The 16,675-nt window shown below is 66.7% G+C and carries 17 protein-coding genes; 7 read left to right on the top strand and 10 right to left on the bottom strand.

Annotation, left to right across the window (positions count from 1 at the left end; all coding sequences use genetic code 11):
• Window positions 1–16 precede the first annotated feature (16 nt).
• Both NWF34_RS19510 and purD read left to right on the top strand, forming a co-directional pair.
• Window positions 17–1,216 carry a low temperature requirement protein A gene (locus NWF34_RS19510; RefSeq protein ID WP_258325862.1) on the top strand — a complete coding sequence of 400 codons (1,200 nt, stop codon included), beginning with the start codon at window positions 17–19 and terminating at the stop codon, window positions 1,214–1,216.
• A gap of 66 nt (window positions 1,217–1,282) precedes the next feature.
• A complete protein-coding gene (gene purD, locus NWF34_RS19505) occupies window positions 1,283–2,536 on the top strand; it encodes a phosphoribosylamine--glycine ligase (RefSeq protein WP_258325859.1) in 1,254 nt (417 codons plus the stop codon).
• A gap of 76 nt (window positions 2,537–2,612) precedes the next feature.
• On the opposite strand, the gene NWF34_RS19500 is transcribed toward purD, so the two are convergent.
• From NWF34_RS19500 to NWF34_RS19485, 4 genes are all read right to left on the bottom strand, one after another.
• Window positions 2,613–3,560, bottom strand: a complete 948-nt coding sequence (locus NWF34_RS19500; protein WP_258325858.1) for an alpha/beta hydrolase family protein — start codon at window positions 3,558–3,560, stop codon at window positions 2,613–2,615.
• Between the two features lie 94 nt (window positions 3,561–3,654).
• On the bottom strand, window positions 3,655–4,050 hold the full coding sequence (locus tag NWF34_RS19495; protein ID WP_258325857.1) for a DUF302 domain-containing protein: 396 nt from the start codon (window positions 4,048–4,050) through the stop codon (window positions 3,655–3,657).
• A gap of 30 nt (window positions 4,051–4,080) precedes the next feature.
• Complete coding sequence (locus NWF34_RS19490) at window positions 4,081–4,350, bottom strand: metal-sensitive transcriptional regulator (protein ID WP_006435820.1); 270 nt, start codon at window positions 4,348–4,350, stop codon at window positions 4,081–4,083.
• 68 nt (window positions 4,351–4,418) lie between these two features.
• The gene (locus NWF34_RS19485; RefSeq protein WP_258325856.1) at window positions 4,419–5,177 is read right to left on the bottom strand and encodes a DUF6882 domain-containing protein; all 759 of its coding nucleotides are present in this window, start codon (window positions 5,175–5,177) and stop codon (window positions 4,419–4,421) included.
• A 184-nt stretch (window positions 5,178–5,361) separates the two neighbouring features.
• Between NWF34_RS19485 and NWF34_RS19480 the strand changes: the two genes are divergently transcribed.
• Genes NWF34_RS19480 through purB form a run of 3 tightly spaced genes read left to right on the top strand, consistent with a single transcriptional unit; the run spans window position 5,362 to window position 7,880 of the window.
• Entirely contained in the window at window positions 5,362–5,955 is a 594-nt protein-coding gene (locus NWF34_RS19480) for a TetR/AcrR family transcriptional regulator (RefSeq protein WP_258325861.1), read from the top strand.
• Window positions 5,956–5,996: 41 nt separating this feature from the next.
• Window positions 5,997–6,398 carry a hypothetical protein gene (locus NWF34_RS19475; RefSeq protein ID WP_375295693.1) on the top strand — a complete coding sequence of 134 codons (402 nt, stop codon included), beginning with the start codon at window positions 5,997–5,999 and terminating at the stop codon, window positions 6,396–6,398.
• A 54-nt stretch (window positions 6,399–6,452) separates the two neighbouring features.
• The gene (purB, locus tag NWF34_RS19470) at window positions 6,453–7,880 is read left to right on the top strand and encodes an adenylosuccinate lyase (protein WP_006435816.1); all 1,428 of its coding nucleotides are present in this window, start codon (window positions 6,453–6,455) and stop codon (window positions 7,878–7,880) included.
• Window positions 7,881–7,908: 28 nt separating this feature from the next.
• On the opposite strand, the gene NWF34_RS19465 is transcribed toward purB, so the two are convergent.
• Both NWF34_RS19465 and NWF34_RS19460 read right to left on the bottom strand, forming a co-directional pair.
• Complete coding sequence (locus NWF34_RS19465) at window positions 7,909–8,910, bottom strand: hypothetical protein (protein WP_258325855.1); 1,002 nt, start codon at window positions 8,908–8,910, stop codon at window positions 7,909–7,911.
• Between the two features lie 237 nt (window positions 8,911–9,147).
• A complete protein-coding gene (locus NWF34_RS19460) occupies window positions 9,148–9,426 on the bottom strand; it encodes a SelT/SelW/SelH family protein (protein WP_096273035.1) in 279 nt (92 codons plus the stop codon).
• 61 nt (window positions 9,427–9,487) lie between these two features.
• Between NWF34_RS19460 and NWF34_RS19455 the strand changes: the two genes are divergently transcribed.
• Both NWF34_RS19455 and NWF34_RS19450 read left to right on the top strand, forming a co-directional pair.
• Entirely contained in the window at window positions 9,488–10,387 is a 900-nt protein-coding gene (locus NWF34_RS19455) for a phosphoribosylaminoimidazolesuccinocarboxamide synthase (RefSeq protein WP_258325854.1), read from the top strand.
• A complete protein-coding gene (locus tag NWF34_RS19450) occupies window positions 10,384–12,540 on the top strand; it encodes a S9 family peptidase (protein ID WP_258325853.1) in 2,157 nt (718 codons plus the stop codon). Before NWF34_RS19455 ends, NWF34_RS19450 begins: the two co-directional genes overlap by 4 nt.
• A 71-nt stretch (window positions 12,541–12,611) precedes the next feature.
• Here the strand turns inward: NWF34_RS19450 and NWF34_RS19445 are convergent, their stop codons facing one another.
• The 4 genes from NWF34_RS19445 to NWF34_RS19430 form a co-directional block, all read right to left on the bottom strand.
• Window positions 12,612–14,159 carry a DHA2 family efflux MFS transporter permease subunit gene (locus NWF34_RS19445; protein ID WP_258325852.1) on the bottom strand — a complete coding sequence of 516 codons (1,548 nt, stop codon included), beginning with the start codon at window positions 14,157–14,159 and terminating at the stop codon, window positions 12,612–12,614.
• Between the two features lie 141 nt (window positions 14,160–14,300).
• Window positions 14,301–14,825 carry a MarR family winged helix-turn-helix transcriptional regulator gene (locus NWF34_RS19440; protein ID WP_159404501.1) on the bottom strand — a complete coding sequence of 175 codons (525 nt, stop codon included), beginning with the start codon at window positions 14,823–14,825 and terminating at the stop codon, window positions 14,301–14,303.
• A 108-nt stretch (window positions 14,826–14,933) separates the two neighbouring features.
• On the bottom strand, window positions 14,934–15,737 hold the full coding sequence (locus NWF34_RS19435; RefSeq protein ID WP_258325851.1) for a CoA-transferase subunit beta: 804 nt from the start codon (window positions 15,735–15,737) through the stop codon (window positions 14,934–14,936).
• Entirely contained in the window at window positions 15,734–16,669 is a 936-nt protein-coding gene (locus NWF34_RS19430) for a CoA transferase subunit A (protein WP_258325850.1), read from the bottom strand. The genes NWF34_RS19435 and NWF34_RS19430 overlap by 4 nt, the downstream gene beginning before the upstream one ends.
• Window positions 16,670–16,675: the final 6 nt, after the last annotated feature.

Genomic DNA, 16,675 nt, shown 5'->3' with positions numbered 1-16,675 from the left:
ATCTCGACTGACTCGGATGACCGGTCGCCACCCGCACCAGGACGGGCGGGTCGCGACCGGCCTCGAGTTGTTCTACGACCTGGTCTTCGTGGTCGGCTTCTCCGTCGCGACGACCCTCGCGGGACACCAGTTCGCCGAGGCGCACTATGCCGCGGCGTTCATCGGCTTCTTTCTCTGCACGTTCTCGGCGATCTGGGCCTGGATCAACTTCGCGTGGTTCGCCTCGGCCTTCGACACCGACGACTGGGTGTTCCGGCTCGTGACCCTCATCCAGATGGTGGGGGTCGCGATCATCGCGGTGGGTATGCCGGCCGTGTTCGATTCCGTCGCGCACGGCGGGGACATCGACAACCGGGTTCTGGTCCTCGGCTATATCGTCATGCGCGTCGGCATGGTCATCCAGTGGCTGCGTGCGGCCGCACAGAGCGAACGGCATCGTCGGGCGTGTCTCATCTATGCGGCCGCCACGGTGATCGCGCAGCTCTGGTGGGTACTCGTCCTCCTCTCCGAGCTGTCGCTGCCGTGGACGGTCGCCGGCATGCTCATCGGTGTCCTGATCGAGATGACCGGGCCGGTGATCGCCGAGAACCGCACCGACGGAACGCCGTGGCATGCCCATCACATCGCCGAGCGGTACATGCTGTTGACGATCGTCACCCTCGGCGAAGGCGTGGTCGGAGTGGTCACGCTGCTGGGCGCGCAGGTGGCGCAGTTCGGCTGGACGCTGGACACAGCGGTTCTCGGTTTCACGACGATGACCGCCACCTTCGCGATGTGGTGGATCTACAGCGCGGTGCCGAGCGGCACCGTGTTGCACGTCCGGCGCGACAAGGCTTTTCCCTGGGGATACGGACACATCGTCCTGCTCATGTCGGCCGTCGGGGTGGGCGTGGGTCTCCACCTGTCCGCGCTGTATCTCGAACATCACGCGGTGGTCGGCGACGAGGTGGTCGTCGCCGCGGTCGTTGCGCCCCTGGCGGTCTACTGTCTGGGCGTCGTCGTGCTGGCCGCTCACCTGCTCGGAGCCAACGCGGCCACGATGATTCAATCGGTTGCGGTCGTCGGAGTCCTGGCGGCGGCGATGATCCTGTGCGCGGCGGGGATGTCGGTGATCATCGCGATCGCGGTCGCCACGCTCGCGCCGGTGGCCATGGTCGTCGTCGACGAGACGATCGGTGCCGACAGACGCGCCCGGGCTCTGTCGACGCTGCGCTGATATCCCACTGCCGGCCCGCTCGCCCGTTTTCGCGGTGGCATACGCCGACGGTTTAGAGTCATGGTCGTGCGCGTACTCGTGATCGGCTCGGGCGGCCGCGAACATGCCCTTCTCATCGGCCTCAAGAACGATCCGTCGGTCACTGACCTGCATGTCGCTCCCGGCAACGCCGGCACCTCGGCGATCGCCACCAACCACGCCGTCGACGTGGTCTCGGGTGAAGCCGTCGTGGCCCTGGCGCAGAAGCTGGACGTCGACCTCGTGGTCATCGGACCGGAGGTGCCACTCGTCCTCGGCGTCGCCGACGCGCTGCGCGAGGCCGGCATCGCGACCTTCGGTCCGAGCGCCCGGGCCGCGCAGATCGAGGGTTCCAAGGCCTTCGCCAAGGACGTGATGGCTGCCGCCGGCGTCAAGACCGCGCATGCGGAGATCGTCGACAACCCGGCCCATCTCGACGCCGCGCTCGACCGTTTCGGGCCCACCTGGGTCGTCAAGGACGACGGTCTGGCCGCCGGCAAGGGTGTCGTCGTCACACCCGACCGGGACGTCGCCCGCGACCACGCCGCCGAATGCCTGGAGAGCGGACACCCCGTTCTGCTGGAGAGCTTCCTCGACGGACCCGAGGTCTCGCTGTTCTGCCTCGTCGACGGCGAGACCGTGGTCCCGCTGCTGCCCGCGCAGGACCACAAGCGTGTCGGCGACAACGACGCCGGACCCAACACCGGCGGCATGGGCGCCTACACGCCGCTGCCGTGGCTGCCCGCCGAGATGACCGAGCGCATCGTCGACGAGGTCGTCAAACCCGTTGCGGCCGAGATGGTCAAGCGCGGTATCCCGTTCTCGGGCCTCCTGTACGCCGGTCTCGCGATCGGGACGGACGGTCCCGCGGTCGTCGAATTCAACTGTCGCTTCGGTGATCCCGAGACCCAGGCGGTCCTCGCACTGCTGAAGTCGCCGCTCGGTGCGGCACTCAACGCGACCGCCACCGGGACGCTCGCCGACCTCCCGCCGCTGGAATGGCGCGACGGCGCCGCGGTCACGGTGGTCGTCGCCGCCGAGAACTACCCCGGCAAGCCGCGTACCGGTGACATCATCACCGGCGCCGACGCCGAGGGTGTGCTGCACGCGGGCACCGCTCGCAATGCCGACGGCGCGATCGTCTCCGCCGGTGGCCGCGTGCTCGCCGTCGTCGGTACCGGTGCCGACCTCGCCGAGGCCCGCGCCCAGGCCTACGCCCGCATCGAGAAGATCAAGCTGCCGGGCTCGCACTTCCGCACCGACATCGGGCGCAATGCCCTCGAAGGTCGCATCAGCATCTAGACACTGGTCCGCACACGTTCTCCGTTCCCGCTCACCCGATTTGCGTGAGCGGGAGCGGAACGAGTGAGCGAAACGCTCACACCGCGAGATTGCGGCCCAGGAACTCGATCTGCTCGGGCAGCACGCTGCGCCAGTACCGGTTGGTGTGACCGCCGGCAGCGGTGCCGAAGGCAGCCGGCGGGTGAAGACCCGCGGCCCACTGGCGGGTGTAGGTGTAGAACTGATCGCTCGAACCGATGTTGATCAGCAGCGGGATCTTCGCAAAGCTCGCTTGTGCACCGAACAGCGAGTTGGCCTGGTAATCGGCGAGGCTGTCGAAGGCGCGCGGCGGGAAGTTGCGCGGGTCGGCCCACATCGCGGGCGAGCTGACGGCCACGGCCGCGACGCGCGGGGCGCCGACCATCGACGCCAGACGCAGCGCGCCGTAGCCGCCCATGGACCAGCCGAAGAGTCCGATGCGGTCGGTGGACAGGTTGAGCTTCGGGTCGTTCGCGAGCATCGGCAGGAACTCGTCGAGGATCATCGCCCCACCATCGGTGCCGTCGGTCCGGCGATGGTAGTAGTTGCGACCCACGTCGGCGGCGGCCAGCGCGAACGGGGTGTTGCCGTTGTCCACGTACTGCTGCATGACGGTCTGCATCTCGAGCTTCGGCCCGAAGATGGACTTCTCGTTGGTGTTCAACGCGTGCAGCACCACGACGACCGGGAGCTTGCCGGTCACCCCATTGGGCCGAGCGACCGCCCAACGGGTGTCCCGACCGCCCATGCGGACGGATCTGAAGCTACCGGTGACCAGCGGGGGACCGCTCGTGACCGGCGGCGGCGACGTCTCGACGGGGAGTTCGTCGTCCGCGGCCCGGCCTTCGAGATTGCGCGGCTGCACCGACGTCGAGGGCGCCTTGCCCGAGCAGGCGGCGATCCCGATCGCGGTCGCCCCGACACCTGCGGCGAGCACGGCTCGACGGCCCACGCGCGGCAGGTCGCGGTCGGCAGCATCGGAGAAACGGGATCGCACGCTGGTCATCGAATCAACAGGGTAATCGTGGACCCCGGGCTCGACGCAACGTCGAGTCGGCCGACTCGCCGACGCTGTGAGATATCTGTCCCTGACTTGACGTTCAGTCGAGTGAGGCGATGGCCTTCTGTAACAGTTCGGCGGCTCCGGCGGCCACGTCGGGGAGGCCGGGGGCGTCGGTCACCGCGACCATGATGTCGGGATTCATCGCCTCCACGATGACCGTCCCGGCGTGGTCGGTGTCGTCGCGCACCACGACGTTGCAGGGCAGCAGCAGGCCGATCTGACGCTCGACGCCGAGCGCCCGATGAGCGAACTGTGGATTGCAGGCTCCGAGGATGAGGTAGTTCTCCATGTCCTCGTCGAGCTTCTTCTTGAGGGTCGCCTTCACGTCGATCTCGGTGAGCACACCGAAACCCACATCGCTCAGCGCTTCTCTGGTGCGGGCGACGGCGTCGTCGAAGCTGGTCTGCAGGGTCGTCCGGTATCCGAGTTTCATGATCGCTCCTCTCGTACTCCTCGCGCCCGATCAGGCGAGCGCCAGGAACAGCTTTTCCAGTTGGTCGATGGTCATCGGTTCCGAGTCCTGCGATTGTTCGCCGGTCATGCATTCCCGAAGGCCCGTCGCCACGATCTTGAAACCGGCCCGATCGAGCGCACTCGACACCGCGGCGAGCTGGGTCACGACATCCTTGCATTCGCGTCCCTGTTCGATCATCGAGATCACGCCGGCAAGCTGGCCGTGAGCCCGCCGCAACCGGTTGAGCACGACGCCGATCGATTCTTCGTCGCCGACCATTGCGACCTCCTACTGTTCTTGCACGTGTGCAACTGCTATGACAAGAGGCAAGTATACCCCTTGGGGTATCAGTTCCGGTCTGCCAGTTCGCAGCGGTAGTCGATCGGCCGGCCGCGCCGGTCGAAGTTCACCCGGGCCACGGAACGACCGTCGGTCACATCGCAGATCGGGGAGCGTCCGCCGTCTGTCCCGGTGCGCCAGCTGATGTGCCAGCCGCGCCGTGCGGCCATCCCGTGGATGGCGACCCGATGATCGTTCACCGCAAGGGAACCCATGATCCTCGGCAGTCCGGTGGCGAAGTCGGCGAAGGTCGGCTCGGGAAGGGTGAGGTCGTCGAGAAGAAATACGCCGCGATCGTCGCCGTCGAGACGAACCGTGCAATACGGACTCATTCCCGTGCTGCCGACGGCCGCCGCCGCGATGACGTCGATGACCCGGTCGGCCGGATCGTCGGCTCGGTCGCGAGACGGACCGGGTGGCAGCGTCACTCGCGGGGAGGTGAAATCGTCGATGCCCAGTCGCGCACCGGCCTCGCGCAGTCTCGACGCGAGCCCGGTCTCGTCGCCGAGCGGGTGAGCCCAGCCCCAGACGATCGCCGACGGTTCGACCACGGCGACCAGCGACGCCCGGCACCGGACGACCGTCACCTCGTCGTCCGATCCGGAACCGGCGTCGTCGGAGGTGAACACGACCACCCGGTTGTCCTCGTCGCACCGTACGTCGAAGGCGCCCAGCCGCTCACGGAGGAAGTCGACGAACGCGGACTGTCTCAGCGAGGTGTAGAGCGCCGCATAATCGGCGACAGCGTGGAGGCCGTCGAACTGCATGGCATCACGGTAGACGCGGTCGGGCGCGGACCGATCCTCTCGTCCGACGACCGACTGACGTGGACCGTGAACGCTGCATTCAGCACGCGCGTCGTCGTCTTATACGGGAATTCGCCTGTGGTCGTGCCGCTTTGGTCAAAAGCAATACGGCGGTACGGACGCCTTTGGCAGCATGAACCACATGATGACGTCGGCAGCGACACCGAAGGGTGCGCGACGGCGGTCCCGTTTGATCGAGGCCGCCGGTGAGCTGCTGCTCGAAGGCGGCTTCGACGCCGTACGTCATCGTGCGGTGGCCGAGCGCGCCCAGCTGCCGCTGGCGTCGACGACGTACTACTTCGCCTCGCTCGACGACCTGATGGCCGAGGCCGCGGCCAGTCTCTGCAGCCACGACGCGTCCGCAGTCTCCGAGCGCTGCAACGCACTTCCGCGCCGACGCCGCGGGAGGACCGCGACCGCGACCGCGCTCGCCGAGGTCATCGTCGGCGTGGACACGACGATCCAGCAGCTGTCGGCCCGCTACGAGATGATCGCGCTGTCGGCGCGCTACCCGATGTTGCGTGTGGTGGTGAGCGACCGGTGGCGGACGTTGTCGCTGTGCCACCTCGACGTGCTCGCCAAATCCGGCCGGGTCGCCGATCCAGCCCACATCGCCCAGCTGATCGGGATCGAGGACGGTGCCATCGTGGGTGCACTCGGGCGCAACGGTGTCCGGCCCATGGACGCGGTGCGCGACGCGCTGCTCGAGGTGGTCGACGTCCTCGCGCCGCGGGCGTGACGGCATGTCGAAGGAAACGGATCGGATGTTCGGGGGAGTCGATGGTTAGACACAGCACCCGCGCAGGTCTTGTCGCCGCGCTGATGTGCCTGATCGCCGGGGTGGCGATGCTCGTCGCCCCCGGCGCACACGCCGCGCCCGCCGGTCGCGTCGACGCGGGTGTTCCGCTGTCGTCCGCGGTGTACGGCACCGGATGCACCTATCCGGTGACGATTCCCGTGAACTCGTCGGGCTGGGTGTCGTTCTGGGAGGTCAAGCCCGGTCTGCCGGCACGTTTCATCGGCCGCGATCTCCCGTCGGGTGCCCTCGCCTCGGTCACCTGGGTTCCCCGTCGTATCGGTGACAAGTACCTCTATGCCGTACAGAACGGCAAGGCCTCGCCGCCCACGCTGGTGAAAGTGCGTCAGGGCTACGGGTCCAACGGAACGTGTTTCGCGTTCTGAGCGCCGGGGGCGGCGGAATTCGGGATCCGTCCGCGACCGACCTACACTGATCGGGTGTCGAAGCCTGCCATCGCCAACGTCCTGGCCAGCCGCTATGCCTCCACCGACCTCGCCGAGCTGTGGTCGGCCACCACCAAGATCGCACTCGAACGGCGCCTGTGGATCGCGGTACTGAAGGCACAGCGCGACCTCGGGATCGACGTCCCGGCCGATGCCATCGCCGACTACGAGCGCGTCGTCGACCAGGTGGATCTCGCCTCGATCGCCGATCGTGAGCGCGTCACGCGCCACGACGTGAAGGCCCGCATCGAGGAGTTCAACGCCCTCGCGGGTCACGAGCAGATCCACAAGGGCATGACCAGCCGCGACCTCACCGAGAACGTCGAGCAACTGCAGATCCTCCGTTCTCTCGAACACGTGCACTCCCACGGTGTCGCGGTCCTGGCCCGCATCGTCGAACGTGCCGCTCAGTATTCGTCGGTCGTCATGGCCGGCCGCAGCCACAACGTCGCCGCTCAGGCCACGACCCTCGGCAAGCGGTTCGCCTCGGCCGCAGACGAACTGATGATCGCCCTCACCCGCCTGCGTGAGCTGATCGACCGATACCCGTTGCGCGGCATCAAGGGCCCGATGGGCACCTCGCAGGACATGCTCGACCTGCTCGGCGGTGACGCCACCAAGCTCGCCGATCTCGAGTCCCGGGTCGCCGATCACCTCGGCTTCGCCCGCTCCTTCACCTCCGTCGGCCAGATCTACCCGCGCTCGCTCGACCACGATGTCGTGTCCGCGCTGGTCCAGATCGCTGCCGCGCCGTCGTCGCTGGCGCACACCATCCGACTCATGGCCGGCCACGAGCTGGTGACCGAGGGCTTCCAACCCGGTCAGGTCGGCAGCTCGGCGATGCCGCACAAGATGAACACCCGTAGCTGCGAGCGTGTCAACGGCCTCGCGGTGGTCCTGCGCGGCTATGGCTCGATGGCCGCCGAACTCGCCGGCGCCCAGTGGAACGAGGGTGACGTGTTCTGCTCGGTCGTCCGGCGTGTCGCGCTGCCGGATGCCTTCTTCGCCATCGACGGCCTGATGGAGACCTTCCTGACCGTCCTCGCCGAGTTCGGCGCGTACCCCGCGGTCATCGCCAACGAGCTCGACCGTTACCTGCCGTTCCTCGCGACGACCAAGGTGCTGATGGCCGCGGTGCGCGCGGGCGTCGGTCGCGAGACCGCCCACGAGGCGATCAAGGAGAACGCCGTCGCGGTGGCCCTGGCGATGCGCGAGGAGGGGCGTGAGCCCGATCTGCTCGACCGCCTCGCCGCCGATGACCGCATCCCGCTCGACCGGGCTCAGCTCGACGAGCTGCTCGCCGACAAGTCGGTCTTCGTCGGTGCTGCCGAGCAGCAGGTCGCCGACGTCATCGCGGCCGCGGAGAAGATCATCGGCCAGTACCCGGAGGCCGCGGCGTACGCGCCTGCGCCGATCCTGTAGCGCACCGACCTCCGGGTGACGCCGCTGACTACGCGGGCTGGTTCTTCCGCTTGGAGATGTCGACGCGGAACTCGTCCTCACCCTCGGGCGGAACGTAGTTGAAGTCGAACGGGTCGCGGTTGAGGATCACGCGGAGAATCAGGTAGAAGTGCGCGAACCCGAGCGCGATCGAGGCGAAGCCGAGAAGCTGGGTGGGCAGCCACGGGTAGTCGCTGTTGACGGCGATCCAGCCGGGAAGGGCTGCGAAACCGTAGGCGGCGGCCATGGTGATCGGCATGATCGGCAGCAGCAGTAGCGCCCGCACGCCCGTGAAGTACGACCGAAGCCGGTAACCGAGGGCGACTGCGAGGGTGACGCCGAGCGGGTTGCATGCTTCCCACCACCACGGCAGCTCTCTGACCAACACCAGCGGATGATTGCCGTAGTAGTGGTAGAGGCCCATCGACAGGAGGATCTCCTCGAAGACGATCGCCGCCACCACGAGGCCGCCGAATGCGAACCAGATGTGCTTGGTCGGCGGCTTCTTGGCGAGCGTCGCGTACTCGAATGCACCGAGGGCCGCATAGCCGAACCACGCCGCGACGATCCACCACGGCATCTGGCGACCCATCAGGGTGAAGGCGTGGCCGAGGAATTCGGTGTCGCTCCACGGGAAATAGACCGCACCCATGATGTCCAGGAAGACCTCGGTGAACACCACCAGAGGAGCGCTGATGGCCAGCATGAGGGGCACGATGTCACGGGTCCGGCGGTAGAAGGCGACGCCCATCGCCACGCCGGACAGCCCGAGCAGTGTCATCAGGATCGTGGCGATCACGTTGTTGCCGACGAGGTAGGGCTCGTAGAGGGGCTTCATCGGGAGGTTGAAGTGGTCGTCCATGCTCGTCTCGGACAACCGGTTGTTGTCCTGTTTGGTGATGATGAGGGACACCACCACGAACAGGGTGGCCGCACCGAATGCGACCCACCTGGCTGACCATCGCTTCTTCCCCTGGATCCCCTCGGCGGGATCCGTCGTCAACGCAGACACCGGCGTCACTCCTTCAGGTTCATCTCTCCTGGAACTCCTCACGTGCCGCGCACGTCAGTGGGGCATGGAAGCCGGCACGTAGGGGACAGGGTTGACCCTTACGTGCCAGAGTGGTCCGCGTCGACGAAGCGCCACAGCCCCGGACGTGTGATCCATGCCACGGTTCAAAGTATTTGTTATCTAGACTATTTGTCAATCAATAGTTGATCGACATAATTCGGGAATCGAGGCGGACTGTCAGGACGGGTCGCCGTGCCCGAGTCGCCAGTCCGGGAGTGCGACGTCGCGTACCCGCCGCTTGAGTTCGGGTGCGTCGGGGAAACCGCCGTCGCGCTTGCGCTCCCAGATCTGCTTCCCGTCGACGTCGATGTGGAACACGCCTCCGGTTCCCGGGATCAGGGTCACCGAGCCGAGTTCGGTGCCGAAGGTGTTCAGCAACTCCGAGGCCATCCACGACGCCCGCAGCAGCCAGTTGCACTGGGTGCAGTAGGTGATGGTGATGTGTGGTGCGCTCATCGGTCAAGAATGTCAGAGGCTGCCGCCCCCGGTGGACCGGTGACCCTCTAGGGTCGAGTCCATGCGTCCTGAACTGCAGTCCTACCGGCATCTGGCGTCGGGGAAGGTCCGGGAGATCTATGAGATCGACGCCGACACCCTGCTGTTGGTGGCCACCGACCGGATCTCGGCCTACGACCACATCCTGAGCCCCGCGATTCCCGACAAGGGGCGCATCCTGACCGCGATGAGCTTCTTCTGGTTCGACGAGCTCGGCGTCCCCAACCATCTCGCCGGTGGTCCCACCGACGAGCGCATCCCGGGCGAGGTCGTCGGCCGCTCGATGGTCGTGCGTCGACTCCCGATGGTCCAGGTCGAGTGCGTCGCGCGTGGCTACCTGACCGGGTCGGGACTGCTCGACTACCAGGCGACCGGCGCGGTGTGCGGCGTCGAGCTGCCCGCGGGCCTGACCGAGGCCGGCAAGCTGCCGGAGCCGATCTTCACCCCGGCCACCAAGGCCGAGCAGGGTGAGCACGACGAGAACATCAGCTTCGAACGGGTCGTCGAGCAGGAGGGTGCCGAGTTGGCCGAGGCGCTGCGGTCGGCGACCCTCGACATCTACGGACGCGGCGCGGCGGTGGCCGCCGAACGCGGGATCATCCTTGCGGACACCAAGTTCGAGTTCGGACGCGGCCCCGACGGTGAACTCGTACTCGCCGACGAGGTCCTGACGCCCGACTCGTCCCGGTACTGGGAGGCCGCGACCTACGAGGCGGGCAAGGTGCAGCCCAGTTTCGACAAGCAGATCGTTCGCAACTGGCTCACCAGTGCCGAATCCGGTTGGGACAAGGCATCCGACGAGGCTCCGCCGGCCCTGCCCGGCGATGTCGTCGAACGTACGCGGCAGCGGTATATCGAAGCCTACGAATGGATCACGCAGAAGTCCTTCGCCGACTGGCCCACCGCGGAGGTGGTTTTGTGATCGACGAGCGCGAGACCCCGACACCGCCGGTCGCCAAGAAGGTCCCGGCGGAGCGCACCCATCACGGCGACACCTTCGTCGACGACTACGAATGGTTGCGCGACAAGGACGACCCGGAGGTCACCGCCTACCTCGAGGCGCAGAACGCGTTCACCGAGGCGCACACCGGCCATCTGTCGGATCTGCGCAAGCAGATCTTCGACGAGATCAAGAGCCGTACCAAGGAAACCGACATGTCGGTGCCGGTCCGGCGCGGACGCTACTGGTATTTCGCCCGCACCCACGAGGGCAAGCAGTATTCGACGTCGTGCCGGTGCCCGATCGCCGCGGACGACGACTGGACCCCGCCGAAGGTCGACGACGGTGTGGAACTGCCCGGTGAGGAGATCCTGCTCGACAGCAACGTCGAAGCCGAGGGACACGACTTCTTCAGCCTGGGCGCACTGACCGTCAGCGACGACGGGAACTGGCTGGCCTACAGCACCGACGTCGTCGGTGACGAGCGATATACGCTGCGCATCAAGGATCTTCGCACCGGTGAGGTCCTCGACGACGTGGTCACCGACACGTCGGGCAGCGCGGTGTGGTCGGCCGACGCCCGCCACATCTTCTACTCGACGGTCGACGCGGCGTGGCGTCCGGACACGGTGTGGCGCCACGACATCGGCGCCGGCACCGAGGACGTCAAGGTCTTCCACGAGCCAGACGAGCGGTTCTGGGTCGGCATGGGCACCACCCGCAGCGACAAGTACCTCGTCATCGGGGTCGGCTCCAAGATCACCTCGGAGAGCTACGTTCTCTCCGCCAACGACCCGACGGGCGAATTCCGCAGTGTCGCACCGCGGGTCGATGGCGTCGAGTACAGCGTCGAACATGCCGTCATCGGTGGCGACGACTACTTCGTGATCGTGCACAACGAGGTCGTGGACGGTCAGAAGGCGGAGAACTTCGCCATCGACATCGCGCCGGTCGACAACCCGTCGGACCGGCGTCCGCTGATCGCACACGACCCGGCCCGCCGAGTCGAGGACCTCGACGCCTTCGCCGACTACCTGGTGCTGTCGTACCGCCGAGAGGCGTTGCCGCGTCTGGCCATCGCCGATCTTCGTCAGATCGAGGGCATCCCCGCCGAATCGGATTTCCACGAGGTCGAATTCGAGCAGGAGCTGAGTACGGCCGGACTCGGTGGAAACCCCGAGTGGTGGTCGCCGAAGCTGCGCATCGGATACGGCAGTTTCATCGAACCCGCGGAGCTGTTCGAACTCGACGTCGCGACCGGCGAACGCACGTTGCTCAAGCGGCAGCCGGTGCTCGGCGGCTACGACCCCGCCGATTACGTTCAGTCCCGCGAGTGGGCGGTCGCCGACGACGGCACCCGGATTCCGCTGTCGGTGGTGCGCCGCAAGGAGACCGACGCCGCCAAGCCCGCTCCGTTGCTGCTGTACGGGTACGGCTCCTACGAAGCGAGCATCGACCCGTACTTCTCGGTGGCCCGTCTGTCCATGCTCGATCGCGGCATGGTCTTCGTCCTCGCCCACATCCGCGGCGGCGGCGAGATGGGACGCTACTGGTACGAGAACGGCAAGGAACTCAGCAAGAAGAACACCTTCAACGATTTCGTCGCGGCGGGACGGCATCTCGTCGAAACGGGGTGGACGACGCCGCAGCAGATGGTCGCCGAGGGTGGTTCGGCCGGTGGTCTCCTGGTGGGTGCGGTCGCCAACCTCGCGCCGGAACTGTTCAACGGGATCCTGGCGTCGGTGCCGTTCGTCGACGCCCTGAACTCGATCCTCGACCCGTCGCTGCCGCTGACGGTCATCGAATGGGACGAGTGGGGCGACCCGTTGCACGACCCGAAGGTCTACGAATACATGAAGACCTACACGCCCTACGAGAATGTCGACGCGAAACCGTATCCGCCGATCCTCGCGCTGACGTCGCTCAACGACACCCGGGTGCTCTACGTCGAGGCGGCGAAATGGGTTGCGCGACTTCAAGAGAATTCGACGTCGGACAATCCGATCCTGCTGAAGACGGAGATGACGGCCGGTCACGGTGGCGTGAGCGGACGCTACAAGCAGTGGGAGGAAGTCGCGTTCGAGCTGGCGTGGATCCTGCAGCAGTCGGGTGCGCTGGAACGGTCCGGAGACTGACCCCGTGACCAGAAGAGCCCCACCGACCCGCAAGTCGGTGGGGCTCTTCCGGTCAGGTCGCCGAAACCCGATCAGTGCATCATGATCGGTCCGCGGTCCAGATCCTCTTCGGTCAGGGGTGACGCGATCTTCTTGCGGGGCAGGAAGAACGCCGGGATCAACGTGAGCACGATCAGCACGACCGACACCACGAAGGTGTTGGAGAACACGTCGGCCGCGGTGTCGAAGAACGACTCCGGCAGCGGGTTCGGGACTCCCGGCGGCAGCGGCTTGTCGGAGGTGTTCGCCATGATCGCGAGACCCGCCTCCGGCTTGTTCGCGAGACTGCTGGCGAGGATCACCGAGATCACCGCGGTGCCGATCGAGGTGGCCGCCTGCTGGATGACATTCATCAGCGTCGAACCGTCGGGCACCTGCGCATTGTTCAGGGTGGCGAGCGCCGCCGACATGATCGGCATCATCGTCATACCCATGCCGAGACCCTGCACGAACAGCGAACCGCAGATCAGCCAGTACGAGGTCTCGGCGCCGAGCATGGTGAACGAAGCCATGCCGACGAGGATCAGCACGATGCCCACGAGCACGAACTTGCCCGGGCCCATCTTGTCGGTGAGCTTTCCGGCGATCGGCATGGTCAGCATGGCGCCGAGTCCCTGCGGTGCCAGCAGCAGGCCGGCCATCAGGGTGGATTCGCCGCGCACACCGATGAAGTACTGCGGGAACAGCAGCGCCGCACCGAAGAACGCGATCATGAACAGCACCATGGTCAGCACCGCGATGCTCAGCGTGCGGTTCTTGAAGAGCTTCAGGTCCAGCAGCGGGTTCTTCTTGCGCAGCGCGTGGAAGATGAAAGCCACGATCAGCAGTGCGCCGATGATCGTCGGAATCAGCACCTGACCGCTCACGAAGGTTCGGTGCTCGGCACTCGAGGAGATGCCGAACAGGAACAGTGCGAGGCCCGGCGACAGGAGCAGCAGACCGACGACGTCGATCGACGAGCGCGTGGTCTCCGCGTCGTCGCGAAGGACGATCCAGGAGAAGATCAGGGCGCCGATTCCGATGGGGACGTTGATCAGGAAGATCCAGTGCCAGCTCAGCTGCTCGATGAGGACGCCGCCGAGGATGGGGCCCGAGATCGGGCCGAGCAGCATCGGGATGCCGAGGACTGCCATGACCGAGCCCACTCGTTCCGGACCGGCGGCCTTGGTCAGCATCATCATGCCGACGGGCATCAGCATGCCGCCGCCGAGACCCTGGATCACGCGGAACGCGACCAGCGCGCCGATGTTCGGGGCCAGCGCACACAGCACGGAACCGAGGGTGAACAGCACCAGTGAGACGAGATAGACCTTCTTGGTGCCGAAACGCGATGCCGCCCAGCTCGACAGCGGGATGACCGCGGCCAGGGCAAGGGTGTAACCGGTCGCGGTCCATGCCGCACCGGCGGCGTCGGTGTTGAACTCCTGCTGGAAGGTGTTCTGTGCGACGGCCACGACGGTGACATCGAGAATCGACATGATCGCGCCGAGCACGACCACACCGGCGACCATCAGGACGTTGCGGTCCAGCTTGGTGTCCGGCGGACCTTCGTGGAGGTGGCCTCCGGTGGATGATGTCATGCGTGTTCCTATCGGTCGGTCGAGAGACGGCCCTGCGCAAGGGCGGTCTCGATCTACTACGTGCGGGCGACGAGCGGGTGTCGGGAGTTGTTCGCGGTCAACGGGCGAGGAGATTGCCGTGGGGGCGGCCCCGGGTGGGGGTCACGACGCCTCCTGCCTGGTCGGGACCGTCAGGCAGAAGTGGTCGACGGCGTCGTCGACGATGGGTCGCAGCGCCGAACACAGGTTGTCCCGGAGTTCGGCGGGCAGGCCGGCCACGAACCGTCGTACGGTGTCGTGCTGCAGTGCCAGGTGTGTCTCGAGGTAGCGCACGCCGTCGTCGGTGAGCGAGACCCGCTTGATCCGACGGTCCGCCGAGTCCTCACGACGGTCGGCGAAGCCGCTGCAGACGAGCTTGTCGACCGTCCGGCCCGCGGCCGCGAGGGACAGCTGAACCTGCTCGGCGATGGCGTTGACCGGCATCGGACCGTCATGGCTGCCGAGCGCGCAGAGCACCCTCAGCTGCGAGAAGGTGATGTCGGTGGCGGCGAGACTCTCCATTGTCTCGGGCCTGCCGAGGTCGAGGAGCCGGTCGAGGAATGCGACGAGGGCCGCCGAAGCGGACTCGATCGATGCAGAGTCGATCGGGTCGGCGGCGCCGTAGGCGCACGAGGTTTCCTCAGACACCCGAAAATGCTAACTCCGATGCAACTATTGCGGAAACGCAATAGGCGTGACATCGCACATAGTTCTCGACTCGGTGTGGCCCGCGTCTCACCGAGTAGGCCGAACGGGTCAGCGCAGGTACAGACGCACCCGATCGATCTCCTCGCGCAGGAGGCGGACCTCCTCCGCCGACGGTGCCGGGGTGACCGTGACCTCCTCGGCGACCCGTAGATCCCATCCGGTCGCAGCGACGGCGTCGTCCACGGAGACGCCCGCATGCACGCTGGTGAGTTCGAGTTCGCCGAACCGGTCGGGTCGGTGCAGGACGCCGAGGGGCGTGAACACATGGCTGACGCCGTGCCCGCGCGGTTGGATGCCGCGACCCGCGACACGTGCGCGGACCGGGCTCGGCGACGTGCAGAAGTCCAGTTCCGCGGGGAACGACTCGTGGTCGTGGCGCCGCATGATGACGAAGACCTCGTCAGCGTTGGCCATGATCTCAGCGGCGCCGCCGGCGCCGGGCAAACGCACCGCCGGCTGCCGCCAGTCGCCGATGAAGCTGGTGTTGAGGCTGCCGTGGCGGTCGATCTGGGCCGCGCCGAGGAAACCGACGTCGACGTTGCCGCCCTGCAGGACGTAACCGAAGAGCGCTGCCATCGAGAGGACCGACTCGGCGCCGGAGACGAGAACGGAGTCGGCGATGCCCTCGGCCATCTCCGTCGGGTGCGCCCCACAGACGCCCGACTCGTAGACGAGTTCGACGGACGGGTTGTACATCCGCAGTGCGAGATCGACGGCGAGCGTGGGCAGTCCGACGCCGGCGAAGACGCGGCGTTTGCCGGCGAGCTGCCGCGCGGCCACGGAGACGATGGTCTCCGTCGTCGAGGGGATCTCGATCGATTCGATGTGGTGGGGGATGTCCTGGATGGTCACAGTCTGCTCCCGTAGTCGACAGAGCCCGAGGGGCGGGAACCCACTGCGAGGCCGGCCCAGTGGTCGTCGCCGAGTCTGGCGAGATACTCCTCGTGGTCGCGTGTGCCGCGAATCCACTCGTCGATCCAGTTCTGCAGTGCGGCGGGATCTTTGGAGATCGGGGTCCAGTTCCGGTAGAAGGCGCAGTCGCGGTCGTAGTACCCCTGTGCGTAGGACGGGTGGGCGCCGCGCGGGCACACCACGATCGCGTCGACGGCGTGTGCGGGCAGCAATGTGCGATTGGGGTCGGAACGGACGACCTCGTCGTCGACGATCTCCTCCACCAGCACGATCGCGGTCCGTGCCGCGTACACCGCCTCCTGCTGGACGCCGGTGATGCCCCAGACCTGTACGTTCCCGGCGCGGTCGGCGCGCTGCGCGTGGATGATCGTGACGTCGGGAGTGAGTGGCGGCACGACGTAGACCGAGTCGCCGGTGTACGGGTCGGTGGTGAGCCGGATGCGCGGATTGAGCTCGGGCAGATCGCTTCCCGCATACGAGCGCAGCGGGAAGAACGGCAGTCCGGCAGCACCTGCCTGGTAGCGGCAGACCATCCCGTAGTGGCTGTACTCCTCGACCTCGAGGGGTGCCGGATCGTGACGCTCGATGCGACGCCGCAGTTCATGGAGCGAGCCGGCCGAACCGCTGGCGAAGAACGAGGCCACCAGCTTCGACACGCAGCCCGCCGCGACCAATTGGTCGGACACGATGTCCGGGGTCATCCGGCACAGGGTGAGATCTCGACGGCCCTGTCGGATGATCTCGTGCGCCGCCGCGAACGGGATGAGATGCGAGAAACCCTCGAGGGCGACGGTCATTCCGTCGCGGACGTGCGCCGAAATGGCCTCCGCGAGTGTGGTGACCTTGTCGGTGACGGGGACCGTCGTTGTCACGGTCGG

Origin of the sequence: Gordonia sp. GONU (assembly GCF_024733855.1) — a bacterium.
Classification (GTDB): Bacteria; Actinomycetota; Actinomycetes; order Mycobacteriales; family Mycobacteriaceae; genus Gordonia; species Gordonia amicalis.
This window is presented reverse-complemented; position numbering and strand designations above follow the sequence as displayed.

Excerpts from the sequence above, each read along its gene's own strand:
- NWF34_RS19510 (WP_258325862.1), top strand. The coding sequence starts at position 17 with ATGACCGGTCGCCACCCGCACCAGGACGGGCGGGTCGCGACCGGCCTC.
- NWF34_RS19500 (WP_258325858.1), bottom strand. The coding sequence starts at position 3,560 with ATGACCAGCGTGCGATCCCGTTTCTCCGATGCTGCCGACCGCGACCTG.
- NWF34_RS19495 (WP_258325857.1), bottom strand. The coding sequence starts at position 4,050 with ATGAAACTCGGATACCGGACGACCCTGCAGACCAGCTTCGACGACGCC.
- NWF34_RS19490 (WP_006435820.1), bottom strand. The coding sequence starts at position 4,350 with ATGGTCGGCGACGAAGAATCGATCGGCGTCGTGCTCAACCGGTTGCGG.
- NWF34_RS19485 (WP_258325856.1), bottom strand. The coding sequence starts at position 5,177 with ATGCAGTTCGACGGCCTCCACGCTGTCGCCGATTATGCGGCGCTCTAC.
- NWF34_RS19480 (WP_258325861.1), top strand. The coding sequence starts at position 5,362 with ATGACGTCGGCAGCGACACCGAAGGGTGCGCGACGGCGGTCCCGTTTG.
- NWF34_RS19475 (WP_375295693.1), top strand. The coding sequence starts at position 5,997 with ATGGTTAGACACAGCACCCGCGCAGGTCTTGTCGCCGCGCTGATGTGC.
- NWF34_RS19460 (WP_096273035.1), bottom strand. The coding sequence starts at position 9,426 with ATGAGCGCACCACACATCACCATCACCTACTGCACCCAGTGCAACTGG.
- NWF34_RS19455 (WP_258325854.1), top strand. The coding sequence starts at position 9,488 with ATGCGTCCTGAACTGCAGTCCTACCGGCATCTGGCGTCGGGGAAGGTC.
- NWF34_RS19445 (WP_258325852.1), bottom strand. The coding sequence starts at position 14,159 with ATGACATCATCCACCGGAGGCCACCTCCACGAAGGTCCGCCGGACACC.